The organism is Saccharopolyspora sp. NPDC003752, assembly GCF_053605825.1.
Genome location: NZ_JBSGJZ010000029.1, coordinates 65,652 through 89,110, shown reverse-complemented (window position 1 = coordinate 89,110; position 23,459 = coordinate 65,652). Strand labels below are relative to the sequence as shown.

Here is a 23,459-nt window from a genome sequence, read left to right as displayed (position 1 = left end):
CCGGCATAGACCGGATTTATTCTCACCGCGTGGTCGACGTGGACCTGAACCTGATGCGCACCTTCGTGCTGCTCTACGAGACCCGCAGCGTGACGAAGACCGCCGAGGCCTTGTTCATCACGCAGCCGTCGGTGAGCCACGCGCTGCGTCGGCTGCGGCGCCAGTTCGCCGACGAGCTGTTCGCCCGCTCCCCCGACGGCCTCGCGCCGACCGAGATCGCGGAGCGGATGTACCCGCGCCTGCAGCAGGCGCTGGAGGTGATCGACGAGACGGTGTCCGGGGCGGGCCGGTTCGACCCGGCCACGTCGGTGCGCACCTTCCGGATCTGCGCGACCGACCTGGGCGAGATCAGCCTGCTGCCGCCGATCCTGGCCCGGCTGGAGGAGCAGGCGCCGCGCTGCACCGTCGAGGTCACGCCCCTGGACATGGCCGCCGCGCCGCAGCAGCTCCGCCAGGGGCGCACCGACGCCGTCATCTGCACGCCGCGCATCGACGCGCCAGACCTGCGCCGCGACGGGTTGTTCCAGGAGCGCTACGTCGGGCTGATCGCCCGCGATCACCCGCGCATCGGCGAGCGCCCCACCCTGGACGAGTACCTGCGGGAACGGCACATCGTGGTGGACCCGGCCGCCGGGCACGTCGACGCGGACCAGGAGCTGACCAGGCTCGGGCACCGCCGCGAGGTCGCGGCGCGGGTGCCGCACTTCGCGGTGCTGCCCGAGCTGCTCCCCCGCACCCGCTACCTCTCGGCGGTGCCCAGCGGCGTCGCGGGCCTGTTCACCCGCTCCTCGCGGGTGCGGACCTTCGAGCTGCCGTTCGAGATCCCCACGGTCGAGGTCGCGCTCTACACGTACCGGCGGGCCATTCCCGCGCCGGGCACGGACTGGCTGCGCGACCTCGTCCGCGACACCCTGCGCCGCGAACCGTCCACATCGGACACCGAAGGGCCGGCGGCGCGGGGCTGAGGTCAGCCCGCCAGCAGGCCGGGGCCGAAGGTCAGCTCGGCGCTGTGCCGCAGGCCGCCGGTCGCGGTGTCACCGAGGTAGAACCGCGTCGACATGGTGCGCTCGTCGAGGTCGAACACCGTGCGCCAGAGCGTCCGGACGGGGTAGTGCCCGGCGTTGGTGGCGTCGAAACCGATCTCGTCGAGGGTCGCGCGCAGCAGCTCCCCGGACATCACCGAGCCGCCGGTGCGGTCGACCAGCGTCCGGTACCGCCCGTAGGTCCGCAGCGTTTCCTCGTTGTCCGGCGGCAGTTCTCCCGCCTGCTGCTTGTGCACCAGGTGGTTGGTGAGGCACAGGGCGTCGCCGTCGATGTCGATGATGTGCTCGATGCCGGCGTCGCCGCGTTCCCAGATGAACGCGTTGCCCGCCGCATCGGCGATCAGGTAGTGCAGCGGCACGCCCAGGTCGTACTGCTTGGCGCCGAGCAGCGCCTGCTTCGCCTCGTCCGCCGTGGCGCAGGTGTCCAGCACGAACCTGGGCAGCTGCGCCGAGGAGATCCCGACTTGCGGGCCCGCCTCGACCGGCGGCGTGGTGTTCTCCGCGTCGGCGATCAGCAGGGCCACCGCGAGCCCGTGCTCGTTGATGCCCTCCATGCAGCCGTCGAGCTCGTTCATGGTGAGCACCGTCGTGGTCGGGCCGGCGTCCGGGATGCTGTTGAGCACGTACGGCCTGGATGCCATCGGCGGTCGCGGCCCGGCCGGTTCGGGCCCGCCGAGCGCCGCGAAGATCTCCTCCGCGCTGGTGGTGAAGAAGTCGTAGTTGCGACCGAAGAGCCCGTGCCCCTCCTTCGTCGCGGACGGCCGGAGGTAGGTCACCGAGCAGGCCGATCCGCTCGGCACGCCGGTCAGTCCGTCGAGGCACACCCGGTCGTCGTCCGGGTCGACGCCGGCCGCCTCGGCCGCGCCGCGCATCCGCTCGTGGTGCTGCGGCCAGTTCCGCTCGAACCAGGTGCGTCGTGCCCGGTTCACCACCGGGTCGGCCAGGACCGGCGCCCAGCCGAAGGTAGCGGCGGCCTCGGCGGCCAGCGCGCGGCCTATCTCCCGCTGGCCGCCCGCCGCGGTCACCTTCCGCACCGTCATGAAGTCGTCGTCGCCGCCGGCGATGATCTCGCTCGTCACGCTCATGTCAGTTCTCCTCTCCATCGGTCTTCGGGTCCCGCCACATCGGCCACACCGTCGGCCCGCCGGGCAGCACGACCGGCTCCCCCAGCTCCCGGAAGCCGTGGCGTTCGTACAGCGGCCGATTGCGGGGCGAACTCGCCTCCAGGTACGCGGGCACGCCTTCGGCGTCGGCTCGGGCCAGCCGGTCGGCCAGCAGCGCGGACCCCAGCCCCTCGCCACGCCGATGCGGCCGGACGCCCAGGAACGGGAGGTACAGGTGCGCGCGCCCGCGCGGATGCCGCGCCAGCACCAGCCTGTTGAAGATCTCCAGTCGTTCGAGGTGCGGCAGGAACGCGGCCGGGAGCTCGCGGTCGCCGCCGATCTCCGCATCGTGGTCCGCCGGCGGCAGCCAGACCGCCACCGCCGAGCCATCACCGGCCACGGCGAGCTCCTCCGCTTCGATCGCCGCCGCGACCGCGGGGCCGAAGACGTGGGGCAGGGCCGCTCGCCGATCTTCGGCGTCGGGGAACAGCCAGCTCGTCAACGGGTCGTCGTCGAACGCCGCAACGAGCGCGCCGACGACGACTTCGGGATCGTGCATCAAGTCCTCCGAAATACGCCGTACTCAATCTTGGGTACACCGTATATGACGCCGATGACCAACGCTCGAACCGGATCAATTTTCCTACAAATAAACGCGTTTCTAGAACTGCTCGGACGAAGTGCACTAGTTAGTCAACCTAGTGCACTAGTACGATTACGATGTCGTCGGAGGTGCCGATGACCAGAGGGACCGAGCCCCCGTACCTGCGGATCGTTTCGGCGATCCGCGATCGCATCGCACGCGGCGAACTGCGCCCCGGCGACCGCGTGCCGTCCACCCGCTCGATCACCCGCGAATGGGGCGTGGCCATGGCCACCGCCACGAAGGCGCTCGCCGAGCTCCGCCGCGAAGGACTGGTCGAAGCACGGCGCGGCGCGGGCACGGTCGTCAGCGCACCGCCGAAGCCACCACCGGATCGCCCGGCCGAACCGCCGCTGACCCTGCAGCGGATCGTCGCCGTCGCGGTGGCGGCGGCCGACACCGAGGGGACGAAAGCGGTGTCCATGCGCCGGATCGCGGCCGAGCTGGGGGTCGGCCCGATGTCGCTCTACCGGCACGTGGCGAGCAAGGACGAGCTGGTGCGCGAGATGATGCGCGTCGCGTTCCTCGAACGGCCGCTGCCGGAACCGGGCCCGCCCGGCTGGCGGGCGAAGCTCGAACTCGTGTGCCGGACGCAGTGGGAGCTCTACCTGCGGCATCCCTGGCTGGCGAGCGCGGTGTCCATGACGCGCCCGCAGCTGGTGCCGGAGGCGATGGCGCACACCGAATGGACCCTGCGGGCCCTCGACGGCCTCGGACTGGACCCGGACGAGATCGCCCGCGAGGCGCTGACGCTGCCGTCGATGGTGCGCGGCCTCGCGCTGTCCCGGGAATCCGAGGCCGAGGCCGAGGAGGCGACCGGGGTCGGCGCCGAGCAGTGGTGGCGGTCGCTGGACGACCAGGTGAAGGCGCTGTACGCGACCGGGCGGTTCCCCATGCTCGCAGACTTGAACAGCGAGGTCGTCGACGACATCGACGGCCTCTTCGAGCACGCGCTGACCCGCAACCTCGACGGCCTGCAGGCCCGCCTGGAGCGCGGCACCGCCCCGGCCCGCCGGCCCTAGCGAATCGGGCCGGCCGCGGATTCCACAGTGGACGACGAGCCTGCGTTGATCGTGCCGCTACCCTGCCCGCATGGGTTCTTCCAGTGAGCACGCTCCGCTGCCCATCCCGGCCGAGACCACGGACCTGCGCAGCGGGCCGCCGCTGCACGGCGCGTGCGCGCCGCTGCAGGACCTGGTCGGCGTGTGGCGCGGGGCCGGCGAAGTCGACTACCCGAGCATCGAGGGGCCGTACCGGTTCGGGCAGCAGGTCACGATCGCCCACGACGGGCGGCCGTTCCTGCGCCACGAGGCGCGAGCCTGGCTGCTCGACGCCGAGGGCAACGTCCTGCGGCCGGCGGCGTGGGAAACCGGCTGGTGGCGGCCGCAACCCGACGGGAACCTGGAGCTGCTGATCAGCCACTGCACCGGAATCCTGGAACTGTTCTACGGCACCGCGAGCCCGCAGCGCTGGGAACTCGCCACCGACACCGTCGTCCGCGCCGCAACCGCGAAGGACGTCGAGGCCGCGCAGCGCAGTTATGCGCTCGACGCCGACGGCGCGCTCCGCTACGCCGAGAGCCGCGCCATGGTCGGCCTGCCGATGACACCTCACGTCACAGCCCGGCTGCAGCGCCTCTGACCGAGAAGCACAGCTATGCTGAATACATGACCCATGACGATCCCGCCGCCGACGACGACACCGCCGGGATCGCCGCGGCGGCCACCGAGGTCCGGATGGGCGTGATGCGCCTGGCGCGGCGGCTGCGCGCCGAGCGCGAGTCCGGCGAGCTGACCCTGGGGCGCTTGGCGGTGCTGGGCCGCCTGGAGCGCGACGGTCCGGCGACCGCAAGCGCGCTGGCCACCGCCGAGCGGGTCACCCCGCAGTCCATGGCCCGGATCGTGCAGCACTTGATCGATGCCGGGCTGGCCGAGCGCGACACCGATCCGGCCGATCGGCGGGCCGCCATCGTCCGGATCACCGAGGCCGGCCGCCACCAGGTCCTGCAGGACCGGAGCCGGCGCGAGGCGTGGCTGGCCCAGGCCATGACCGGTCTCACCGATGTCGAGCGGGAGTTGCTGGTGCTCTCCGCCAGGCTGCTGGACCGCCTCGCCGATTCCTGACCCAGCTCCGAGCGAGATGACCGATGCCGCGAACCACACCCGAACCATCCGCACAAAAAGACAGCAAGACTGAAGATCTGCCGCAGTCCGAGAAGCCCGAACCGGAATTACCGGGCAGGTTCATCACCCCGATCGCCTTCGGCACCATCCTGCAGCCGCTCAACTCGTCGATGATCGCGGTCGCCCTGGTCGGCATCCGCTCCCACTTCGACGCGGGCACCTCGGTGACCTGGCTGGTCTCCGCGCTCTACCTGGCCACCGCCGTCGCCGCCCCGGCGATGGGCCGGATCGCCGACGTGCTCGGCCCGCGCCGCACCAGCCTCGCCGGGCTCGTCCTGGTCGGCATCACCTCGGTGGCGGCCCCGTTCGCGCCGAACATCGCGGCGCTGGTGGTCTGCCGCGTCCTGATCGGCATCGGCACGGCGGCCCAGTACCCGTGCGGCGTCGCGATGATCCGCCGCGCCGCCGACCAGCTGCGCTCCCGCCCGGGCAACGCGCTGGCCGCGCTCGCCATCTGCTCGCAGGTCACCGCCGCGCTCGGCCCCTCCCTCGGCGGGCTGCTCGTCGGCGGCTTCGGCTGGGCCGGGGTGTTCTGGATCAACGTGCCGCTGGCGCTGATCGGCGGCGCGGTGATCATGCGGTGGGGCCCGGCGGATCCGCCCGTGCGGGGCGGCGGCCGGCTGAAGGCCCTCGCCCAGGTCGACCCGGTCGGCATGCTGCTGTTCGCGGTCTCGATCACGGCGCTGATGTTCTGGTTGCTGTCGCTGACCGCGACGCCGGCGTGGTGGTGGCTGGGCGTCGCGGTCCCGGCCGCCGCGCTGACGGTCTGGTGGGGCCTGCGCGCCCGCGATCCGTTCCTGGACATGCGCCTGCTGGCGCGGCGCGGGCTGTCGTTCACCTACGGCCGGACGATCGTGACCTACACGGCGTTCTACTGCGTGTTCTACGGCCTGCCGCAGTGGCTGGAGGAAACCCGGGGGCTGGGCCCGGTCGGCGCCGGGCTGGTGGTGCTGCCGATCGCCGCCGTCGGCGCCGTGTCGACGATGCTGGCGACCCGGCTGCAACGCCGCCGCGGACCGCGCACGGCCCTGATCGTCGGAACCGCCGCGCTGTGCGTCGGCGGGCTGCTGCTGACCGTGCCGGACGCGGACTCGCCGATCCTGCTGCTGCTGGTGATCTCCGCGATGCTGGGGCTGCCCAACGGGTTCAACAACATGGGCAACCAGAGCGCGATGTACACGGCCACCCCGGCGGAGCGGATGGGCGCGGCGTCCGGGCTCTACCGCACCTCGCAGTACGTCGGCGCGAACCTCGCCGCTGCGCTACTTGCGCTGGTGCTCGGCGTGCACGCGGATGACGCCGGGCTGCACCGGATGGGCCTGGCGGTCGCGATCCTCGCGGGCTTCCTGCTCGTCGCCTCGCTGCTCGGGCTGCTCCGCCGCCGGCGCGCTTGAAAAGGACGGAGGCCCCGCACCCGGTGGGGTGCGGGGCCTCCGTGCAGCTCAGGGGCCGGCCCGGAATCCGGTACCGGCCGGATCACCCGAACTCAGACGATGCGAACGTCGCTGGCCTGCGGGCCCTTCGGGCCCTGGGTGACCTCGTAGGTGACCTTCTGGTCCTCGTCGAGGCTGCGGAAACCGCGCGCGTCGATCGCCGAGTAGTGGACGAAGACGTCCGCACCGCCGTCGTCAGGCGCGATGAAGCCGAAGCCCTTTTCCGAGTTGAACCACTTCACGGTTCCCTGTGCCATGTCTCTCTCCTTCTGGGAGCCGGTACTACTACAGGCGCTCACACTTCGTAACCGCCTGGGTCGCTGATCTCGAACGGCGACTTCTCCAGCTACAACCAGATAGCAGCACGCTCGCATCACTATCCTGCGAGTGTGCGCGAACACGACCCCAGAAAAATACGACCGCCGTAGACACTACACGGTCGGCGGGGTTCGTGTCGGGTTGGTTTTCCCGGGCGTGTCGCCGTCGCCCGCATGATCAGTTCGCGGGCCCCGCCCAGAAGAGTCCGTCCAGGTCAGGCGCCTTCTCGATGGCCCCGTACTTGACCGCGTAGGTGGCGTACTCCGCGGCGCTGGCGCGGTCGAGCCCCTGCGGGTAGGTGGGCAGGTTCGCCGTCGAGACGATCTCCGGGTTGAACCTCAGGTTGGTCACCACCGCCTCGCGCGCCTTGTCCGGGTGCTCGGTGGCGAACCGGTTCGCCTCGTCCATGGCGTCCGAGAACGCCTGGACCACCTGCGGGTTCTGCTTCGCGAACGCGCCGCTGGTGAGGTAGTAGCCCAGCGTCGCCTCCGGGCGGGCCTCGACAAAGTTCGAGATCAGCGGGGTGAACCCGGCGGCGAGGGCGGCCTGCACGTTCGGCTCGACCTGCCAGATCGCGTCCACGTCGCCGCGCTTGAGCGCGTCGTTCATGTCCGAGAACGGCATCGGCGTGAACCGGATGCCGGAGACGTCCACGCCGCGCTTCTCCAGCGCCATCTTGATGCTCACCTCGCCGATGTTGTGCAGCGAGTTGACCGCGATGTTGGCGTGCGCCAGGTCGCCGACGGCGCGGATCGGGCCGTCCGGCTTGACCAGCACCTGGGAGACGTCCTTGGCCGGGTCCGCGCCGGAGCCGCAGCAGTTGTGCACCAGCTTGATGTCCAGCCCCTGCTCGGCGGCCTGGAAGTCGCTGATCACGTTGGCGTAGCCGATCTGGTTCTCCTGCTTCACCGTCGCCGGGATCAGCGCGGCCCCGCTGTCGGCGACGTGCACCGTCACGTCGAGCCCGTGCTTGGCGAAGATGCCTTCGCTGACGCCGAGGTACAGCGGCGCGGCGTCGATGGTCGGGATGATGCCGACCCGCAGCGCGGTGCGCCCGTCTGCGGTCTTGGTGAGCTCCGGCCCGCCGCAGGCGGCCAGCGCCGCCACCGCGAACAGCGCGACCAGCGCCGCGAAGACCCTGGGGATTCCCCGCATTTTCTCCTCCAACCTAATGCGCGGACGCGGGCTCGGTGTTGACCATCGCCCTGATCCGGCTGAACACGTGTGCCCGCAGGCGGGCGAATTCCGGCAGTTCCTTGGTGCCGATCTGGTCCCGCTGCGCGGGCAGGTCGATCGGCACGATCTCGTCGATCCGGCTGGGCGAGCGGCTCAGGATCGCCACCCGGTCGCTGAGGTAGACCGCCTCGTCCACGTCGTGGGTGACGAACACCAGCGCCAGGTCCGTCTCGTCGCGCACCCGCAGCAGGAGGTCTTCCAGGTCGGCGCGGGTCTGCGCGTCGACCGAGGCGAACGGCTCGTCCATGATCAGCACCTGCGGCCGGTACGCGATCGCGCGGGCGATCGCCACCCGCTGCTGCATGCCGCCGGAGAGCTGCCACGGGTACTTCGAGCCCGCCGCGGAAAGCCCGACCTGCGCGAGCGCGGTGTCGACGCGCTCGCGCCGCTCGGCGGCGGACAGCCCGAGGTTGCGCAGCGGCAGTTCGACGTTGCGCCGCACGGTGAACCACGCCATCAGCGAGCGGGCGTAGTCCTGGAACACCACCGCGAATTCCGGCGGCGGGCCCACGACCTCCCTGCCGTTGAACCGCACGGTGCCCTCCGTGGGCTTGGCCAGCCCGGTGAGGCAGCGCAGCACGGTCGTCTTGCCCGCGCCGGACGGGCCGACGATGGTGAAGAACTCCCGCTCGCCGACCGTGAAGGTGACGTCGTCGACGACCCGCGCGGTTCCGGTGCGGGTGGGGAATTCCTTTGCGATGTTGGTTACTTCGAGCATGTCATCCTCACCGGTGTCCGAAGTGGAGTGCGCCTCATCGCGCCCGCTCCGCGCGTTTCTCCCAGGGCAGGAGCAGTTTCTCGGCCACGCCGAACAGCCAGGTCAGGGCGAAGCCGAGGACGCCGAGCAGCAGCACCCCGGACCACATGTCGGTGATGCGGAAGGTGTTCTGCGCGTCGACGATGACGAACCCGATGCCCTGGTGGCTGCCGACCATCTCGCTGGTGACCGTCAGGATCAGGCTCAGCGGGATGGCGACCCGGATGCCGCTGGCGATACGCGGCGCGGCCGCGGGCAGCACGATGTTCAGCTGCCGGCGCACGCCGGTGATGCCGTAGACGCTGGCGGTGTCGCGCAGCGTCGGCTCCAGCGAACGCGTACCGTCCAGCGCGTTGAGCAGCACCGGCCACACGCAGCCCAGCGCGATCAGGAACACCTTCATCTCGGTGCCCAGCCCGAACAGCATCATCGCGAACGGCAGCAGCGCGGTCGCCGGGATGGCGCGGACGAACTCGATGCTCGGCGACAGCGCCCGGTGCAGCAGCGGGACCTGGCCGAGCGCCACGCCGACCACGATGCCCACGACGACGCCGATGACCAGACCGGACAGCAGGTTGCCGATGCTGGAGGCGATGTCGGCGCGGCCCTCGGCGGACAGCCAGTGCTCCTGAGCGGTGTCCAGGATCCGGCTCAACGGCGGGAAGTAGACGCTGGCGGAGTTCTCGGTGGCCAGCCACCAGATCGCCACGGTGGCGACGGCGCCGACCACGCCGAGCAGTGCGGACAGGACTCGTCGGTTCATCGCGGGCCCCGATTCGCCGCGTCCCAGTGCAGCACTCGCCGCTCCCCCGCGGACAGCGCGATGTTGATCAGCCAGCCGAGCAGGCCGGTGACGATGATGTACGCGTACATCAGGTCCGGCGAGCCGCCGGCGCGGCTGAGGCTGATCTGCGCGCCCAGGCCCGGCACGCCGATGATGATCTCGGCCGTGACGACCAGGATCAGCGAGGTCGCCGAGGCGACCCGGACACCGGTCATCAGGTACGGCAGCGCCGAGGGCAGCGCCACCCAGCGCAGGGTCTGCGACCTGGTCAGCCCGTAGCAGCGGGCGGTTTCCGCGGTGACCTGGTCGACCGCTCCCGCGCCCGCCGTCGTGGCCACCAGCAGCTGCCAGAACGCCGCGAACGTGGCCAGGAACAGCTCGCTCTGCTTGCCGGTGCCCAGCGCGAGCACGACCAGCGGGATCAGCGCCACCGACGGGACCGGGCGGAGGAACTCCACGACCGGCCGGGTCAGGGCCCGCACCCACCACACCGTGCCCAGCAGCAGCCCGAGCGGGACCGCCAGGACGGTCGCCAGCACCAGCGCCACGAACCAGCCCTGCAGCGTCTGGCCGAGCTGGAGCCACAGCTGCGCCCCGGCCAGTTCCGGCAGCAGCGCCGCGACGATCTGGCTGACCGGCGGGAAGTAGTCCGCCGGGAGCACGCCGGTGCGGGTGAGGACCTCCTCCAGCACCAGCAGGGCGACGACGGTGCCCGCCGCCAGCTGCCGGCCCGGCCGGGTGGGCCGGGCGGTGTGCACGGCGGTCATGACGAGCTCCCGCGCTGTTCCGCGGAATGCAGGCTGCGGGCGAACTCGGCCACCCGGATCTGCCGCACCCTGGTGAGGTGGTCGGCCATGATCTCGCGGGCCCGGGCCGGGTCGCGGTCGCGCAGCGCGGCCACCAGTTCGTGGTGCTGCTGCTGGCCCTTGGAGATCTCCGCCAGGTCCTGGACCTTCATCAGCGGGTTGTAGATCTTCTGCACGTCCATCAGCTGGTTGATCATCCGGATCAGCGTCCGGTTGCGGCTGCCGGCGCGCAGCGCCTCGTGCCAGCGCACGTTCGCGGCGAGGATCGCCTCGCCGGTGGCGGCCTGCGTCGCGGTGTCGCCGGCGTCGATCGCGGTCCGCAGCGCCGCGATGAGCTCGTCGAGCTGCTCGGTGAGCTGTTCGAGGTGGGCGAGCCGGAAGTCGTCGCAGTCGGTGGCGGCCTTCTCCACGGCGGCGCACTCCAGCAGGATGCGCACGTCGAAGACCTCGATGATCTCCTCCGGGCTCAGCTCGTCCACGACGTAGCCGCGCTTCTGCTTGGTGATCAGGCCTTCCTGGGCCAGTCGCGCCAGCGCCTCCCGGACCGGCGTGCGGGACACGCCGAAACGGGCCGCCAGCGCGGTTTCCAGCAGCACGGTGCCCGGTTTGAGCTGCTGCTCCAGGATCAGCCTGCGGAGGTTCGCGTACTGCTCGGCGGCCGCGTCGGCGGTGCTCACGTCGCCGCACCTCCGAGCAGTTCCGCCGCGCGGCGCGCGAGCACGTTGCGGTCGATCTTGTTGGTCGACGACAGCGGCAGCTCGTCGACGATCCAGACCTGGCGCGGGTGCGCGTACGGCTCGGCGTTGTCCAGCACGTGCTTCCGCAGCTCGTCGGGGCCGGCCTGGGCGGACGGGCGGAGGCTGACGAACGCGACCGGCTTGTGGCCCTTGATCTCGTCGGGCACCCCGATCACCGCGGCCTGGCGGACGGCCGGGTGCGATTCGAGGATCTCCTCCACCGCCGCCGGGTAGACGTTCTCGCCGCCGCTGGTGAACATGTCGTCCTCGCGGCCGGTGAAGAAGTGGAACCCGTTCTCGTCGACGCGGAAGACGTCCTTGGTGTGGTAGAAGCCGTCCGCGGTCACCGGGCTGGGCAGGTCGGGTCGCCGATGGTAGCCGGTCATCAACGCCGGGCAGCGGATTTCCAGCACGCCCTCGCCGGCGGCGGTCGCGCCGGCGGAATCCACCAGCCGCAGCTCGACGTCGGGGTCGGCCACGCCGACCGAGCCGTCGGGAGTGGGCAGGCCGCCCGGGTGATCGGTGAAGGCCACCGGGCCGGATTCCGTCGTCCCGTAGCCGAAGTGCAGGTCGGCGCGCGGGAACAGGACGCGGACGTCGTGGAACAGCGCCTGCGATGCGGGCGCGGAGCCCATGAACACGTCGATGACGCTGCTGGTGTCCGCGGTGGCCACGAGGTCGTCCTCGCGGAGCAGCAGCGCGAACATCGGCGGAACGCCGGTCACCCGGGTCACCCGGTGCTCCCCCACTGCCTGGAGGAACTGCCGCGCGGAGAACTTGGGCAGCAGCACCACGGTCGCGCCGACGCCGAACGCCTGCTGGCAGTTGGCCAGGGCGTTCATGTGGTACAGCGGCGCGGCGACCAGGTAACGGGCGTCGGCGGGGCCGGGCGTGCTCGCCCGCAGGCCCAGCACCCACAGGTGGCTGCGCTGGGAGAGCACGACGCCCTTCGGGCGGCCCGTGGAACCCGAGGTGTAGAGGATCATCGCCGGATCTTCGGGATCGGGCACGACCGAGGCGAACTTCCCATCGCCGCGGGGCGTCCGCTCGATCAGTCCGTCGAGCTCCCACACCCGGACGCCGCTGCCCGCGACGAGCTCGCCGCCGCGCGCATCGGCGAAAACCGCCTTCGCACCGGCGTTCTCCAGCACGTACGCGACGCCGTCGCTGGGCAGCTTGTAGCTGACCGGCACCGGCACGAACCCGGCGCGCTGCAAGGCGTAGAACGCCACCAGCCACTCCGGGGTGTTCTCGCCGATGATGCCCACCGCATCGCCGCGGCTCAGGCCCTGGCCCGAGGTCCAGGCGGCGACCGCGTCGACGGCCGCGTCGAACTCGCGGTAGGTCAGCCGGCGGGCGCCGGATCCGGTCACGGCGATGATGGCCGGCGCGTCCGGTCGGTCCGCGGTGACGACGTCGCCCTGGTTGCGGTAGTCGAAGTTGCTCATGCTCTTCCTCACTGCGCCGCGGCGGACAGGAAGGTGCCCCGCCCGATGGCGACGGTCCGGCCGTCCTGGTCGAGCACCTCGGCCTCGGCCACCGACACCTGCCTGCCTGGCCGGATCAGGCGGCCGATCACCCGCAGGTCGCCCGGCAGCGCCGCGCGCAGGTAGTTGACGGTCAGGTCCACTGTGGGCACGCCGCGGCCGATGGTGCCGGTGAGCGCCCAGTCGGCGGCGAGGTCCAGCAGCGAGGCCAGGATCCCGCCGTGCGTGGCGCGGGTTTCGTGGTTGCCGACCCACTCCTCGCGCCAGCGAGCGGTGAGTTCGATGCGGTCCTTGGTCAGCTCGACGACCCGCAGGTCCAGCCACTGGTGGTAGGGCGCGGCCCGCAGCAGTTCCTCGACTTCGGCGGCGGTCAGCCCGGCCATCACTCGTCGCCCCACGGGTCGACGACGATCTTGCCGATGAACTTGCGGTCTTCCAGCCGGGCCAGCCCCTCGCGGGCCCGGGACAGCGGCAGGACCTGGTCGATCAGCGGCTCGTAGTGGCCGGCCGCGACGCCGTCGAGCAGGGCGCGGAAGTCGTCGCCGGTGAAGCCGTTGGAGCCGATCACCTGCAGCTCGAAGGTCCAGATGTAGCGCAGGTCCTCGGTCGGGTCGTAGCCCGCCGTGGCGCCGCAGACCAGGATCTTGCCGCCGAGCTTCACGCAGCGCAGCGTCGGCGCCCAGGTGTCGCCGCCGGTGTAGTTGATCACCACGTCGACGCCGGTGTCGTAGCTGTAGCGCTGCGGCTTGCCGTGGTGCTCCTTGACGTAGTCCAGGAAGCTCTCGGTCTTGTAGTTGACGACCTCGTCGGCGCCGATCTCCTTGAGCTTCGCGCCCTTCTCGTCGTCGCCGACGGCGGCGATCACGTGCGCGCCGAGCTTCTTGCAGAGGATCACCGAGGCGGTGCCGACGCCGCCGGAGGCGCCGAGGATCAGCACCTTGTCGCCGGCCTTGACGGTCTCCTTCGCGACGATCATCCGGTGCGCGGTGCCGTAGGCCACCGGCAGCGCCGCGGCCTGGGCGTACTCGACCTCGTCGGGCAGCGGGATCAGCTGCTCGGCGGAAACCAGCGCGTACTGCGCGAGGCCGCCGTCGAGGGTCTCGCCCATCAGGCCCCGCTCCGGGTGGATCGGGTGCACCAGCACGCGGTCGCCGACGGACCAGCCGGTCACGCCCTCGCCGAGCTCGGCGACGTCGCCCACCAGGTCCAGGCCGATGACCACCGGGAACGGGATCTTGATGCCCGGCATGCCGCGGGTGGTGAAGATGTCGTGGTAGTTGAACGACGTCGCCCGCACCTTGATCACGACGTGACCGGGGGTGGCGGTGGGCTTCGGGTGGTCGTCGCGCAGGCGGAGCTGATCGAGGTCGCCGTGCCCTTCCAGGACCAGCGCGCGCATCGTGTCGGTCATCGGTGGTGCTTTCCCATCGGTGTTCGGTTTTCGGTGCGGTTCAGCGGAATTCGACGAGCCCGTGCTCGCCGGAGAGGGTGAGGGCGAGCCCGGCGGGGCCGGTGGCCAGCCGCAGCGAGGTGCCGATCGCCGCCAGCACGGGGCGCACGCCGTCGGGATCCGGGTGGCTGCCGGTGAACGACACCAGCTCCACCTCCGGCGGTCCGACGGCCGGCGAGGTCGTGGTGCCCCAGTCGATGAGGAACGGGACGACGCCGTCGGGCAGCCCGTTCGGCGGTTCGGAGAGGCGCCATTCGAGCAGCTCGCCGGTGGTGGTGCGGCGCTGCCCCGGGCCGACCGGGCCGATGTGCTCCGCGGCCTCGTCGATGTCGGCCGGGTGCACCGCCCAGGCGGCGACGCGGGGTTCGCGCAGCGCCGCCAGCCCGAAGGTGAGGGCGTCGTCGCCGACGGTGCGGTCGGGGTCCGGCCCGATGATCTCCAGGTAGCTGTCGCCGCCGAAGGAGACCAGGTAGTTGCGGGTGCCGCGGTCCGGGTGGGCGCCGCCCGCGGCGGGCCGCACGCCGGTGCGGGCGGTGAACTCGGCGACCGTCTCGTCCAGTGCCGGCGTGGCGATCACGACGTGGTCCAGTCTCGGCGGGATCGCCGGTGTCTCCGTTTCGCCCATCGGTTCGTCCTCCGTCCGGATGCGTTGCGTGCATCCTCTGCCGGGAATGTGTACACGTCAAAGATTTGTGTATACGTTCCACCATGTGAACGTCCGCGATGTCGCGCGCGAGCGTTCCTGCTGTTCAGGACAACGAAAAACGGCCCCCACCGGATGGTGGGAGCCGCTTGCGGGGAGTGCCCGGCGCGTTACTCGAAGCGCGAGGCGTCGCCGGCGCCGTGGCGGACGATCTCCGGCTCCGGGCCGGAGAAGTCGATCACCGTGGTGGGTTCGGTGCCGCACTCGCCGGAGTCGATCACGGCGTCCAGGACGTGGTCGAGCTCGTCCTTGATCTGCCAGCCCTGCGTCATCGGCTCCTCCTCGCCGGGCAGCAGCAGCGTGCTGGACAGCATCGGCTCGCCGAGCTCGGCCAGCAGCGCCTGCACCACGACGTGGTCCGGGATGCGCACGCCGACGGTCTTCTTCTTCGGATGCATCAGCCGGCGCGGCACTTCCTTGGTGGCGGGCAGGATGAACGTGTAGCTGCCCGGCGTCGACGCCTTGATGGCGCGGAACACCGCGTTGTTGATGATCACGAACTGGCCGAGCTGCGCGAAGTTCTGGCACACCAGGGTGAAGTGGTGCCGGTCGTCGAGGTGCCGGATGGACCGGATCCGGTCGATGCCGTCCTTGTTGCCGAGCTGGGCGCCGAGCGCGAAGCACGAGTCCGTCGGGTACGCGATGAGGCCGTTGTCGCGGACGATGTCCACCACCTGCCCGATCGCGCGCCGCTGCGGGTTCTCCGGATGCACGTCGAAGTACTTCGCCATGCTCAGAGCTTAGGTCGACCCGCAAGTCCGAGCTCAACGGCGTGGCGGATTCGTCCGACCGGCAGGAATGCGACGTCGACGTGGTCGGCCACGGTGAGGTCTCGAACCTGCCAGATCCCGGCCCCGGTCGTTGCTGCACTGGTGCGCATGGAACCGTTGTCCACAATCACCGCTGCGACCGAAACCCCCGCAGCACCAACGCGATCGTCCCTCCTCGGCTGGTTCGGTGTCGTCGCCGTGATGCTGGGGATCTTCTCGATCGTCACCATCGAGATCCTGCCGATCGGGCTGCTGACGTCGATCGGCGCCGACTTCGCGATCTCGGACGGGATGGCGGGGCTGATGATGACCATGCCGGGCTTCCTCGCGGCGATCTCCGCCCCGCTGGTCACGGTGGCGACCGCGCGCATCGACCGCCGGCTGATGCTCAGCGGCTTCATGGCGCTGCTGGCGCTGGCGAGCTTCCTGGCCGCGGTCGCGCCGGACTACTGGCTCGTCCTGGTCTCGCGGGTGCTGGTGGGGATCACCATCGGTGGTTTCTGGTCGATCGCGGCCGGCCTGGCCGGGCGGCTGGTGCGCGCGGAGTCGGTCGGCCGGGCGACCGCGGTGATCTTCTCCGCGGTACCCCTTGGATCCGTGCTCGGGGTGCCCGTGGGCACGTTCATCGGGGATCTCGCGGGCTGGCGGGCGGCTTTCGCCGTGATGGGCGCGCTGGCGGCGGTGGTGTTCGCCATGCTGCTCGCGGTCGTTCCCGCGATGCCTCCGGTTCAGGCCACCCGCCTGAGCGTGCTTCGCGGGATGTTCCGCAGCGGCAACACCCGCTTCGCGCTGCTGCTGACGTTCCTGGTCGTGCTCGCCCACTTCGGCGCTTACACCTACGTGACCCCGTTCCTCGAACAAGTCACCCGCATCGGCCCGGGGCTGATCACGGCCTTTCTGCTGACATACGGAGTCGCCGGGATCGTCGGGAACTTCGCCGGAGGAGCGCTCGTGGCGCGTCGTCCGCACGCCGCATTCGGGATCGCCGCAGGCCTGATCGCCGGGGCGACCCTGCTGCTGCCGGTGCTCGGCCGGTCCGGCGTCGGTGCGGTTGGGCTGCTCGTCGTCTGGGGCATCGCCTACGGCGCCGTGCCGGTCGCCTCTCAGACGTGGTTCGCGAAGTCCGCCCCGCACGCGCCGGAAGCGGCGTCGGTGCTGTTCACCGCGTCATTCCAGGCAACCTTCTCCGCGGGAGCCTTGGTCGGCGGCGTCATCCTGGACCGCACCTCCCCGCCGACAGTCATGGCGCTCTGCGGGGCGACGGCAGCCCTAGTGGTGCTGGCGACGTGGCTGCACTTCGCGATGCGCGTGCCTTGGCCCGAGGCCGACTAGCGGCCTTCGCTGCGAGGTCCTCGAAGCAGCCGGGTTCGCCGGCCATTCGACCAGTGGCCGGCGCGGCCGGAACCGCAGATCAGAGCAGGCCCTCGGACAGCAGCGCGGCGTGCAGGCCGGCGATCGTCTCCGGACGGCGCAGCGGCGCACCCAGCGCGTGCTCGGCCCGGGTGAGCCGGTAACGCACCGAGTTCGGGTGCAGGTGCAAGGCCTCCGCCGTGGCCGTCGTGTCGAGGTCCGCGCCCAGGTAGGCGACGACCGTTTCGAACAGCAGCGGTTGCTCCCGCAGCCCGGCCAGGAAATCGCCCGACTTCTCCGCGATCTCGGCACTCGGCAGCCGGGCGATCAGCCAGTTCGCCAGGGACAGGTCCGAGAAGTCCGCGACAGTCAGCTTGCCGGGCGCCGCGGTCATCCGGCCGAGCACGAACTCGGCGTCGGCCAGCGACTCCTTCGCCCGCCGCAGCGAGCGCACCGCGCGGCCGACGCCGACCTGCCCCGACGGCAGCGATTCGACCGAACCGACCAAGGTTTCTCGCTCGCCCTGGGCGAAAACGACGACATCGGCGCCGCGCGCGGTGGCCAGGAACGGCATCCGGGCCGCGTTCAGCGCCGCCTCCACCTGGCCCAGCGCGCAGCGGTTCCCGGCCGGCCGGTAGAGCAGCACGCGGCAGTCCGAACCGAAGTCGAAGCCGACGATGCGGGCCCGCCTGTCCAGGTCTCCGTCGCCGTTCGCGGTAGCCCCGTGGAAAAGCGCACTTTCGAGCAGATGCCGGCGCTGTGCGCGGAGTTCCGCGGGTTCGTGCTCGCGAGCCACGTACATCACGCCCAGCAGTTGGGCCGCCGAGCGCAACACCGGCAGGAGCTGCGCCCCGTCCCCGTCCCGGGCCTCCCGGACCAGCCAGCCGAACATGTAGGGCCCGGTTCGCACCGGCAGCGCGAGGTAGCGCAGGTCCCCGACGCCGACTTCCGCCGGGCCGTCGGCCGGCCGCGCGTGCAGGGCCTCGCGCAGCTCTCTGGCGTGCAGGTGGTCTTCCGGCCAGTTGGGGCGGCCATCGGTGCGCAGCAGGATCACTTCAGTGCCCACCAGCGGTTGCAACCGCCGCAGCAGCGCGATCTCGGGGGCTTCGGCATGCGCGAGCGGGTCGTCTTCCGCCACGCCCATCAGGTATTCCTGGGTTTGCAGCACCCGTTGCAGCAGTTCCGGGGAGGAGCTCAGCACCCTCTGCTGCACGAAGCCGATCACATCCCGGTGCGGCGTCTCCAGCGGCACCTCGATCACCGGGAACCCCAACCGGTCCGCCTCGTCCAGCAGTGCCGCCGGGACCCGCCGCGTGACGATGCCGGTCGCGTAGCCGAGCGCGGCGATGTTGGCCCCCGCGAGCTCCCGGACCAGCGCCCGCTGCTCCGCCGGCTTGCGCTGGATGCGCATGCCGGTCGTCAGCAGCAGCCAGTGCGGCGGCACCCACCGCGACGGGTTGGCGATCTCGATTGCGTGCGCGCCGTCGATCTGGCGGGCGGGGCCGGTGTCGGCCGCGGTCAGCAGCCGCAGTCCCAGCCCCGCCTCGGCGAGCAGGTCCGCGAGGCGCAGCGGGCCGTCATCGGGCAGGATCCTCACCCGCCCATCCTGCACATGGCGGATGGCGTTCAGGCAACCACCAGATCACGCGTGCGACGTCCGGGATTGCCGAGCAGCCGGTCATTTCCGCAGGTCGTCGAGCGTGGTTTCCGGGGTGATCCGTGCGCCGTCGATGCGCAGCTCGACGATGGCCGGGAGGCCGGCGGCGAAGGCGCGGTCCAGTGCCGGACCGACCTGCCCGGTTTCCTCGACCAGTTCGCCGTGCCCGCCGAAGGCTCGGGCGTATGCGGCGAAGTCGGGGTTCACCAGGCGTGTTCCAGATTCCCGGCCGGGATGCCGCAGCGCCTGGTGCTGGCGGATCGTGCCGTACATGCCGTTGCTGACCACGAGGATCACCGGCGAAGCGCCCTCGGCGACGGCCGTGGCGAACTCCTGGCCGTTCATGAGGAAGCAGCCGTCTCCGGCCACCGACACGACCCGCCGCCGCGGATGCCGGATGGCTGCGGCCACCGCAGCCGGGACACCGTAGCCCATCGAGCCGTTGCGCGGCGCCAGCTGCGCGGGATAGGTGCGGTAGGACAGGTAGCGCTGCGCCCACAGGGCGTGGTTGCCCGCACCGAACGTTACGACGGCGTCGGCCGGCAGGCGTTTTTGCAGCTCCGCCATGGCGATTCCGAGGTCCAGCCGATCATCGACCGGTTGCGGCGTGCGGTACCACTCGAAGCGTTCCCGCAACTCGCGCGTGCGCGCGGCCCACGGGCGCTCGTCGGGCGGCGGCGTCGCGGCCACGGCCCCGGCGAAGGCCGCCGGGGTGGCGAGGAACCGGTACCGCGGCCGGTGGATCGCGGCATGCCCTTCCGGGTCCGGCAACACCGACACGACCGCGGCGTCCGGCCGCACCAGCGACCAGCCGTCCGAGGCCACGTCGCCGAGCGGGGTGCCGACCGCGATCACGACGTCCGCGTCGGCGAGTGCGCGAGCGGCTTCCTCGTCGCGGCCGAAGCCCAGGAACCCCGCGTAGGAGGCCGATTCGTTGTCCAGGAGGTCCTGGTGCCGGAAGTCGGTGACCACCGGCAGCTCCCAGCTCTCGGCCCACTGCCGGATCAGCGCGGCTGCGCCGGGTTCCCACGGCGAACCGCCGAGCACCACCAGCGGCCGCCGGGCGTCGGCGATCAGGTCCGCCACCGCGTTCGCCTGGTCGGCGCCGATCGCCGTTCGCGGCAGCGGGAACGGTTCCCCGTCCTCCACCTCGACGGCATCGCGGAGCATGTCCTCCGGCAGCCCCACCACGACCGGACCGGGGCGACCGCTGCGCGCGATGAGGAAGGCCTGCGCGAGCAGCTCGGGGATCCGGTCGGCCCGGTCGATCGTCAGCACGGACTTCGCCGATGCGCCGAACGTGCGAGCCAGGTCGAACTCCTGGAACGCTTCGCGATCGCGTTCGCCGCGCGGGATGAGGCCGACGAACAGCAGCAGCGGTACCCGGTCCTGCCAGGCGGTGTGCAGGGCGACGAGGGCGTTCGACGCGCCGGGGCCTCGCGTCACCAGGCACACCCCGGCGCCGCCGGTGAGCCTTGCGTCCGCGTCGGCCATGTACGCCGCGCCGCCTTCGTGGCGGCAGACGACGAGCCTGATCGGCGAGTCGTGCAGCGCGTCGAGCACCTCCAGGTAACTCTCACCAGGCACGCAGAACGCCGTGGTGACACCGTGCTTCTCCAACTGCGCGACGACGAGTTCGCCACCGCTGCGGGCCGTGTTCACCGTTCGCTCCTCCCCATTCGCTGCCACGCTCGCAATCACACCGCGTCCCATTCAGGGGCGCGGCGGCTGACGCGGTGCGCGCCCGCGGAGCCGACCAGCGTGATGAACGCGATCAGCGCCAGCAGCAGCGCGGGTCCCCACGACTGCCCACCGGTCGCACCCAGCGCCCAAGTGCCGGCGAGCGGCCCGAATCCGGCCAGGATGTTCGCCAGCCCGACCGACAGGGCGACACCGCTGTAGCGCAGCCGGGCCGGGAACATCACCGACAGCGCGACGCCGATCGGCCCGTACGGGATGGAGATCGCGCCGATGCCCAGCGACACACCGGCGATCACCAGCACCGGGACCTTGGTGTCGACCAGCCAGAACACCGGGAAGGCGACCAGCACCGAGATCGTCGCGCCGATGACGCACACCTTCGCCGCGCCGATCCGGTCGGCGAGGCGGCCGGCGACGATGATCACCAGGATCTCGACCACTGCGCCGACGAGCGTCGCGTTCAGCGCAAGCGTGCTGCTGAGCTTCAACGTCTTCGAGATGTAACTGATCATGAAAGTGGTGAGCACGAAGAACGCCGCAGTACCCGCCAGGTACGCCGCGCCGCCGATGATCAACCGGCCCCACGCGGTGCGGATCGTCTCCAGCACCGGCAGCTTCTCCTCCTTCTGCTCGGCCAGCGCCGCCCGGAACAACGGCGATTCCTCCACCTTGACCCGCAGGTACAGCGCGATGGCCAGGAGCACGAACGCAGCCAGGAACGGCACCCGCCAGACCCAGGACTGGAACATCTCTTCGGGCAGCAGCGTCAGCACCGCGAAGACGCCGGAGGAGACCAGGGTCGCCGTCGGCGAGCCGAGCTGCGGCACCGCCGCGAAACGCCCGCGCTGCTCCGGTGGGGCGTGCTCGATCGCCAGCAGCGCCGCGCCGGTCCACTCGCCGCCCGCCGAAATCCCCTGCAACAGCCGGAGCAGGGCCAGGATGATCGGCGCCGCGATCCCGATGGTCTGGTACGACGGCAGCAAGCCGATGAGGCCGGTGGCCACGCCCATCAGCGTCACGGTGCCGATCAGGGCCGCCCGGCGGCCGAGGCGGTCGCCGATGTGGCCGAAGATCACCGCCCCGACCGGCCGGGCGACGAAGCCCAGCGCGAAGGTCACCAGCGAGGCGATGACGCCGATCACCGGGTCCAGCGCGGGGAAGAACAGCGCCGGGAAGACCAGGGCGGCCGCCGTTCCGTAGATGAAGTAGTCGTACCACTCGAGGGCGGTGCCGAAGTACGTGGCCAGAGCGATCCGGCGGATCTCCGCGGACCGGTCCGGCTTCGTGGCCGGTTCGGCGGCTGTCGCCTCGGGCATGGGCGGTCCCTTCACGGGCGAGCACTGGATGCCGTCGACGGCGTGCTCGGCCTGGCAGCGGAATGCGATGGGGAAATGCTCAGCACCCCGCGCGGCGCTGTCATTGGCGAAAGCGAGAAACAAACCGCGGCTATTGGTGGATCCACCACTGGTGTTTCCGCGTGCGATGCGCAGCGGACGATCCAGCCGGAAACGCGGTCTTCACCCGATCCCGCATCGTTCGGCTATGCTCGGCGCCGACGTCGGCGAAACGATAGTCCACAATGGAGCAAAGTGCCGCTTTCCCGGCCGGTGGAAGGACTTCGGAGAAACGATGAAGATCGATCTGATCCTGCGCAACGGTCACGTGTGGACGATGGGCGAGCCGGGGCGCACCCACGCCCTGGGCATCCTCGGCGGCCGGATCGTGGCGGTCGGCGACGACACCGCCGGCCTCGAAGCGGACCGGGTGGTCGATCTCGGCGGCCGCACCGTCGTCCCCGGCTTCCACGACGCCCACGCGCACACCGGCCGCTTCGGCCTCGGGCTCACCCAATTGGACCTGTCGGACGCCACCAGCCTCGACGACATCTACCAGCGGGTGGCCCGCCGCGCGGCGGACCTGCCGGACGGCGCCTGGTTGATCGGGCACGGCTACGAGCCCGCCGGATACGGTGGCGGGCACCCGCGCCGCGCCGACCTGGACCGGATCGCCCCGGCCCACCGCGTCTGGCTGAAGCACCGCAGCGAGCACATGGGCGTCGGGAACACCCTGGTCCTCGACGACGCCGGGGTGTTCGGCATCGACCAGGTGCGCGGCGGCATCATCGAGCGCGACGGCGCAGGTGAGCCGACCGGGCTGCTGCAGGAGCAGGCGCAGGCACTGGTCAACGACCTGCTGGTGCCGGTAGCGGTCCGGGAGCTGGTCGAGGCGATCGGCGCGGCGCACCAGCGGTACGTCGCCGAGGGTCTCGTCGCCTGCCAGGAAGCGGGCATCGGCGGCGGCTGGATCGGGCTGAGCCCGGTCGAGCTGGCCGCCTACCAAACCGCGCTTCGCGAAGGGAAGCTGCGCGTCCGGACGACCCTGATGCCCGCCTACGAAACACTGCGGGAACTCAACGGACACGACACCGACGAGGTCGAACTCGGCCTCGACCTCGGGTTGACCACCGGACTCGGCGATCCGGTGCTGCGGCTGGGCGCGGTGAAGATCTTCGCCGACGGCGCGTTGGCCAGCCGCACCGCCGCGATGACCGACGAGTTCTCCAACGAGCCCGGCAACCGAGGTGTGCTGCAGCTGGAACCCGAAGAGCTCCGGGACCGGATCATCGGCGCGCACCGCTCCGGCTGGCAGGTCGCCACCCACGCCATCGGCGACCGTGCGGTCGGCCTCGTCATCGACGCCTACCGGGAAGCCTTGACCCGGTGGCCGCGCCCGGACGCCCGCCACCGCATCGAGCACTGCTCCGTGACCACGCCCGAACACGTCAGCGCGCTCGCCGAGCTGGGTGTCGTCCCGGTGCTGCAGAACTACTTCATCCACACCCTCGGCGACGCGGTGCTCGCCAACGTCGGCCCGCAACGCCGCGACTGGGTCTACCGGCTCCGGTCCCTGCTCGATGCCGGGATCCCGGCGGCGGGCAGCTCCGACCGGCCGGTCGCGGACGGCGCGCCGCTGAAGGCGATCCAGCGCATGCTGACCCGCCGCACGGCCGACGGGCAGGTCTTCTCCCCGCACGAAGCGGTTTCCTTCGAAGATGCGCTGCGCTGCTACACGGTCAACGCCGCGCACAGCGCGTTCCTGGAGCACCAGCTCGGGACGCTCACCCCCGGCAAGCTCGCCGACGCGGTCGTGCTGGCCGAAGACCCGACGGCGGTTCCCACCGATTCCCTCGACCAGATCGGCATCGCGGCGACCATCATCGGCGGCCAACCCGCCCACGACCCCGACGCCCTGCTCGGCTGATGCTCGAACGCCCCACGTCGGCCCCGCACCTGATCAT

General features: G+C 71.2%; 24 protein-coding genes. 7 read left to right on the top strand and 17 right to left on the bottom strand.

Features of this window, described 5'->3' with window-relative positions:
• Positions 1–29 precede the first annotated feature (29 nt).
• Positions 30–965, top strand: a complete 936-nt coding sequence (locus ACWEV3_RS30790; protein ID WP_452617227.1) for a LysR family transcriptional regulator — start codon at positions 30–32, stop codon at positions 963–965.
• A 2-nt stretch (positions 966–967) separates the two neighbouring features.
• On the opposite strand, the gene ACWEV3_RS30785 is transcribed toward ACWEV3_RS30790, so the two are convergent.
• Entirely contained in the window at positions 968–2,128 is a 1,161-nt protein-coding gene (locus ACWEV3_RS30785) for a C45 family autoproteolytic acyltransferase/hydolase (protein ID WP_452617226.1), read from the bottom strand.
• A gap of 1 nt (position 2,129) precedes the next feature.
• Complete coding sequence (locus ACWEV3_RS30780) at positions 2,130–2,705, bottom strand: GNAT family N-acetyltransferase (protein ID WP_452617225.1); 576 nt, start codon at positions 2,703–2,705, stop codon at positions 2,130–2,132.
• Positions 2,706–2,884: 179 nt separating this feature from the next.
• Here ACWEV3_RS30780 and ACWEV3_RS30775 point away from each other — a divergent pair, with 179 nt between their 5' ends.
• The 4 genes from ACWEV3_RS30775 (at position 2,885) to ACWEV3_RS30760 (ending at position 6,366) form a co-directional block, all read left to right on the top strand.
• Complete coding sequence (locus tag ACWEV3_RS30775) at positions 2,885–3,811, top strand: TetR/AcrR family transcriptional regulator C-terminal domain-containing protein (RefSeq protein WP_452617224.1); 927 nt, start codon at positions 2,885–2,887, stop codon at positions 3,809–3,811.
• Positions 3,812–3,881: 70 nt separating this feature from the next.
• Positions 3,882–4,430 (top strand): FABP family protein, encoded by a 549-nt coding sequence (locus tag ACWEV3_RS30770; RefSeq protein ID WP_452617223.1) that lies wholly within the window; start codon positions 3,882–3,884, stop codon positions 4,428–4,430.
• Between the two features lie 26 nt (positions 4,431–4,456).
• A complete protein-coding gene (locus tag ACWEV3_RS30765; protein ID WP_452617222.1) occupies positions 4,457–4,912 on the top strand; it encodes a MarR family winged helix-turn-helix transcriptional regulator in 456 nt (151 codons plus the stop codon).
• A 23-nt stretch (positions 4,913–4,935) separates the two neighbouring features.
• Positions 4,936–6,366 (top strand): MFS transporter, encoded by a 1,431-nt coding sequence (locus ACWEV3_RS30760; RefSeq protein ID WP_452617221.1) that lies wholly within the window; start codon positions 4,936–4,938, stop codon positions 6,364–6,366.
• Positions 6,367–6,458: 92 nt separating this feature from the next.
• Here ACWEV3_RS30760 and ACWEV3_RS30755 read toward each other — a convergent pair whose 3' ends face one another.
• From ACWEV3_RS30755 to ACWEV3_RS30700, 12 genes are all read right to left on the bottom strand, one after another.
• Positions 6,459–6,662 (bottom strand): cold-shock protein, encoded by a 204-nt coding sequence (locus ACWEV3_RS30755; protein ID WP_010692713.1) that lies wholly within the window; start codon positions 6,660–6,662, stop codon positions 6,459–6,461.
• 238 nt (positions 6,663–6,900) lie between these two features.
• Positions 6,901–7,878 (bottom strand): ABC transporter substrate-binding protein, encoded by a 978-nt coding sequence (locus ACWEV3_RS30750; RefSeq protein ID WP_452617220.1) that lies wholly within the window; start codon positions 7,876–7,878, stop codon positions 6,901–6,903.
• Between the two features lie 13 nt (positions 7,879–7,891).
• A complete protein-coding gene (locus tag ACWEV3_RS30745) occupies positions 7,892–8,677 on the bottom strand; it encodes an ABC transporter ATP-binding protein (RefSeq protein WP_452617219.1) in 786 nt (261 codons plus the stop codon).
• A 34-nt stretch (positions 8,678–8,711) separates the two neighbouring features.
• The gene (locus tag ACWEV3_RS30740; protein ID WP_452617218.1) at positions 8,712–9,479 is read right to left on the bottom strand and encodes an ABC transporter permease; all 768 of its coding nucleotides are present in this window, start codon (positions 9,477–9,479) and stop codon (positions 8,712–8,714) included.
• Complete coding sequence (locus tag ACWEV3_RS30735) at positions 9,476–10,267, bottom strand: ABC transporter permease (protein WP_452617217.1); 792 nt, start codon at positions 10,265–10,267, stop codon at positions 9,476–9,478. The genes ACWEV3_RS30740 and ACWEV3_RS30735 overlap by 4 nt, the downstream gene beginning before the upstream one ends.
• Complete coding sequence (locus ACWEV3_RS30730) at positions 10,264–10,983, bottom strand: GntR family transcriptional regulator (RefSeq protein WP_452617216.1); 720 nt, start codon at positions 10,981–10,983, stop codon at positions 10,264–10,266. Before ACWEV3_RS30730 ends, ACWEV3_RS30735 begins: the two co-directional genes overlap by 4 nt.
• Positions 10,980–12,491, bottom strand: a complete 1,512-nt coding sequence (locus ACWEV3_RS30725; RefSeq protein WP_452617215.1) for a class I adenylate-forming enzyme family protein — start codon at positions 12,489–12,491, stop codon at positions 10,980–10,982. The genes ACWEV3_RS30730 and ACWEV3_RS30725 overlap by 4 nt, the downstream gene beginning before the upstream one ends.
• 8 nt (positions 12,492–12,499) lie before the next feature.
• Positions 12,500–12,928, bottom strand: coding sequence for a PaaI family thioesterase (locus tag ACWEV3_RS30720; RefSeq protein ID WP_452617214.1), 429 nt, complete (start codon positions 12,926–12,928; stop codon positions 12,500–12,502).
• Positions 12,913–13,941 carry a zinc-binding dehydrogenase gene (locus ACWEV3_RS30715; RefSeq protein WP_452617213.1) on the bottom strand — a complete coding sequence of 343 codons (1,029 nt, stop codon included), beginning with the start codon at positions 13,939–13,941 and terminating at the stop codon, positions 12,913–12,915. Before ACWEV3_RS30715 ends, ACWEV3_RS30720 begins: the two co-directional genes overlap by 16 nt.
• Before the next feature lie 40 nt (positions 13,942–13,981).
• Positions 13,982–14,605 (bottom strand): VOC family protein, encoded by a 624-nt coding sequence (locus ACWEV3_RS30710; protein WP_452617212.1) that lies wholly within the window; start codon positions 14,603–14,605, stop codon positions 13,982–13,984.
• A 188-nt stretch (positions 14,606–14,793) separates the two neighbouring features.
• Positions 14,794–15,414, bottom strand: a complete 621-nt coding sequence (locus tag ACWEV3_RS30705; RefSeq protein WP_452617211.1) for an L-threonylcarbamoyladenylate synthase — start codon at positions 15,412–15,414, stop codon at positions 14,794–14,796.
• A 2-nt stretch (positions 15,415–15,416) separates the two neighbouring features.
• Positions 15,417–15,683: a hypothetical protein gene (locus ACWEV3_RS30700; protein WP_452617210.1), complete on the bottom strand. Its 267-nt coding sequence runs from the start codon at positions 15,681–15,683 to the stop codon at positions 15,417–15,419.
• Here ACWEV3_RS30700 and ACWEV3_RS30695 point away from each other — a divergent pair.
• The gene (locus ACWEV3_RS30695; protein ID WP_452617209.1) at positions 15,655–16,785 is read left to right on the top strand and encodes an MFS transporter; all 1,131 of its coding nucleotides are present in this window, start codon (positions 15,655–15,657) and stop codon (positions 16,783–16,785) included. The two genes, ACWEV3_RS30700 and ACWEV3_RS30695, sit on opposite strands and share 29 nt — an antisense overlap.
• Positions 16,786–16,864: 79 nt before the next feature.
• Here the strand turns inward: ACWEV3_RS30695 and ACWEV3_RS30690 are convergent, their stop codons facing one another.
• The 3 genes from ACWEV3_RS30690 to ACWEV3_RS30680 form a co-directional block, all read right to left on the bottom strand.
• A complete protein-coding gene (locus tag ACWEV3_RS30690) occupies positions 16,865–18,400 on the bottom strand; it encodes a PucR family transcriptional regulator (RefSeq protein WP_452617208.1) in 1,536 nt (511 codons plus the stop codon).
• Between the two features lie 81 nt (positions 18,401–18,481).
• Positions 18,482–20,122: a thiamine pyrophosphate-binding protein gene (locus ACWEV3_RS30685; RefSeq protein WP_452617207.1), complete on the bottom strand. Its 1,641-nt coding sequence runs from the start codon at positions 20,120–20,122 to the stop codon at positions 18,482–18,484.
• Positions 20,123–20,157: 35 nt separating this feature from the next.
• Positions 20,158–21,477 carry an MFS transporter gene (locus ACWEV3_RS30680; protein WP_452617206.1) on the bottom strand — a complete coding sequence of 440 codons (1,320 nt, stop codon included), beginning with the start codon at positions 21,475–21,477 and terminating at the stop codon, positions 20,158–20,160.
• A gap of 313 nt (positions 21,478–21,790) precedes the next feature.
• Between ACWEV3_RS30680 and ACWEV3_RS30675 the strand changes: the two genes are divergently transcribed.
• Entirely contained in the window at positions 21,791–23,422 is a 1,632-nt protein-coding gene (locus tag ACWEV3_RS30675) for an amidohydrolase (protein WP_452617205.1), read from the top strand.
• Positions 23,423–23,459: the final 37 nt, after the last annotated feature.

Bases quoted from the DNA above. Each gene is read 5' to 3' on its own strand.
- ACWEV3_RS30750 (WP_452617220.1), bottom strand. From the start codon at position 7,878: ATGCGGGGAATCCCCAGGGTCTTCGCGGCGCTGGTCGCGCTGTTCGCG.
- ACWEV3_RS30760 (WP_452617221.1), top strand. From the start codon at position 4,936: ATGCCGCGAACCACACCCGAACCATCCGCACAAAAAGACAGCAAGACT.
- ACWEV3_RS30675 (WP_452617205.1), top strand. From the start codon at position 21,791: ATGAAGATCGATCTGATCCTGCGCAACGGTCACGTGTGGACGATGGGC.
- ACWEV3_RS30755 (WP_010692713.1), bottom strand. From the start codon at position 6,662: ATGGCACAGGGAACCGTGAAGTGGTTCAACTCGGAAAAGGGCTTCGGC.
- ACWEV3_RS30710 (WP_452617212.1), bottom strand. From the start codon at position 14,605: ATGGGCGAAACGGAGACACCGGCGATCCCGCCGAGACTGGACCACGTC.
- ACWEV3_RS30780 (WP_452617225.1), bottom strand. From the start codon at position 2,705: ATGCACGATCCCGAAGTCGTCGTCGGCGCGCTCGTTGCGGCGTTCGAC.
- ACWEV3_RS30785 (WP_452617226.1), bottom strand. From the start codon at position 2,128: ATGAGCGTGACGAGCGAGATCATCGCCGGCGGCGACGACGACTTCATG.
- ACWEV3_RS30740 (WP_452617218.1), bottom strand. From the start codon at position 9,479: ATGAACCGACGAGTCCTGTCCGCACTGCTCGGCGTGGTCGGCGCCGTC.
- ACWEV3_RS30775 (WP_452617224.1), top strand. From the start codon at position 2,885: ATGACCAGAGGGACCGAGCCCCCGTACCTGCGGATCGTTTCGGCGATC.
- ACWEV3_RS30735 (WP_452617217.1), bottom strand. From the start codon at position 10,267: ATGACCGCCGTGCACACCGCCCGGCCCACCCGGCCGGGCCGGCAGCTG.
- ACWEV3_RS30725 (WP_452617215.1), bottom strand. From the start codon at position 12,491: ATGAGCAACTTCGACTACCGCAACCAGGGCGACGTCGTCACCGCGGAC.
- ACWEV3_RS30745 (WP_452617219.1), bottom strand. From the start codon at position 8,677: ATGCTCGAAGTAACCAACATCGCAAAGGAATTCCCCACCCGCACCGGA.
- ACWEV3_RS30765 (WP_452617222.1), top strand. From the start codon at position 4,457: ATGACCCATGACGATCCCGCCGCCGACGACGACACCGCCGGGATCGCC.
- ACWEV3_RS30680 (WP_452617206.1), bottom strand. From the start codon at position 21,477: ATGCCCGAGGCGACAGCCGCCGAACCGGCCACGAAGCCGGACCGGTCC.
- ACWEV3_RS30715 (WP_452617213.1), bottom strand. From the start codon at position 13,941: ATGACCGACACGATGCGCGCGCTGGTCCTGGAAGGGCACGGCGACCTC.
- ACWEV3_RS30770 (WP_452617223.1), top strand. From the start codon at position 3,882: ATGGGTTCTTCCAGTGAGCACGCTCCGCTGCCCATCCCGGCCGAGACC.
- ACWEV3_RS30695 (WP_452617209.1), top strand. From the start codon at position 15,655: ATGCTGGGGATCTTCTCGATCGTCACCATCGAGATCCTGCCGATCGGG.
- ACWEV3_RS30705 (WP_452617211.1), bottom strand. From the start codon at position 15,414: ATGGCGAAGTACTTCGACGTGCATCCGGAGAACCCGCAGCGGCGCGCG.
- ACWEV3_RS30700 (WP_452617210.1), bottom strand. From the start codon at position 15,683: ATGGTGACGATCGAGAAGATCCCCAGCATCACGGCGACGACACCGAAC.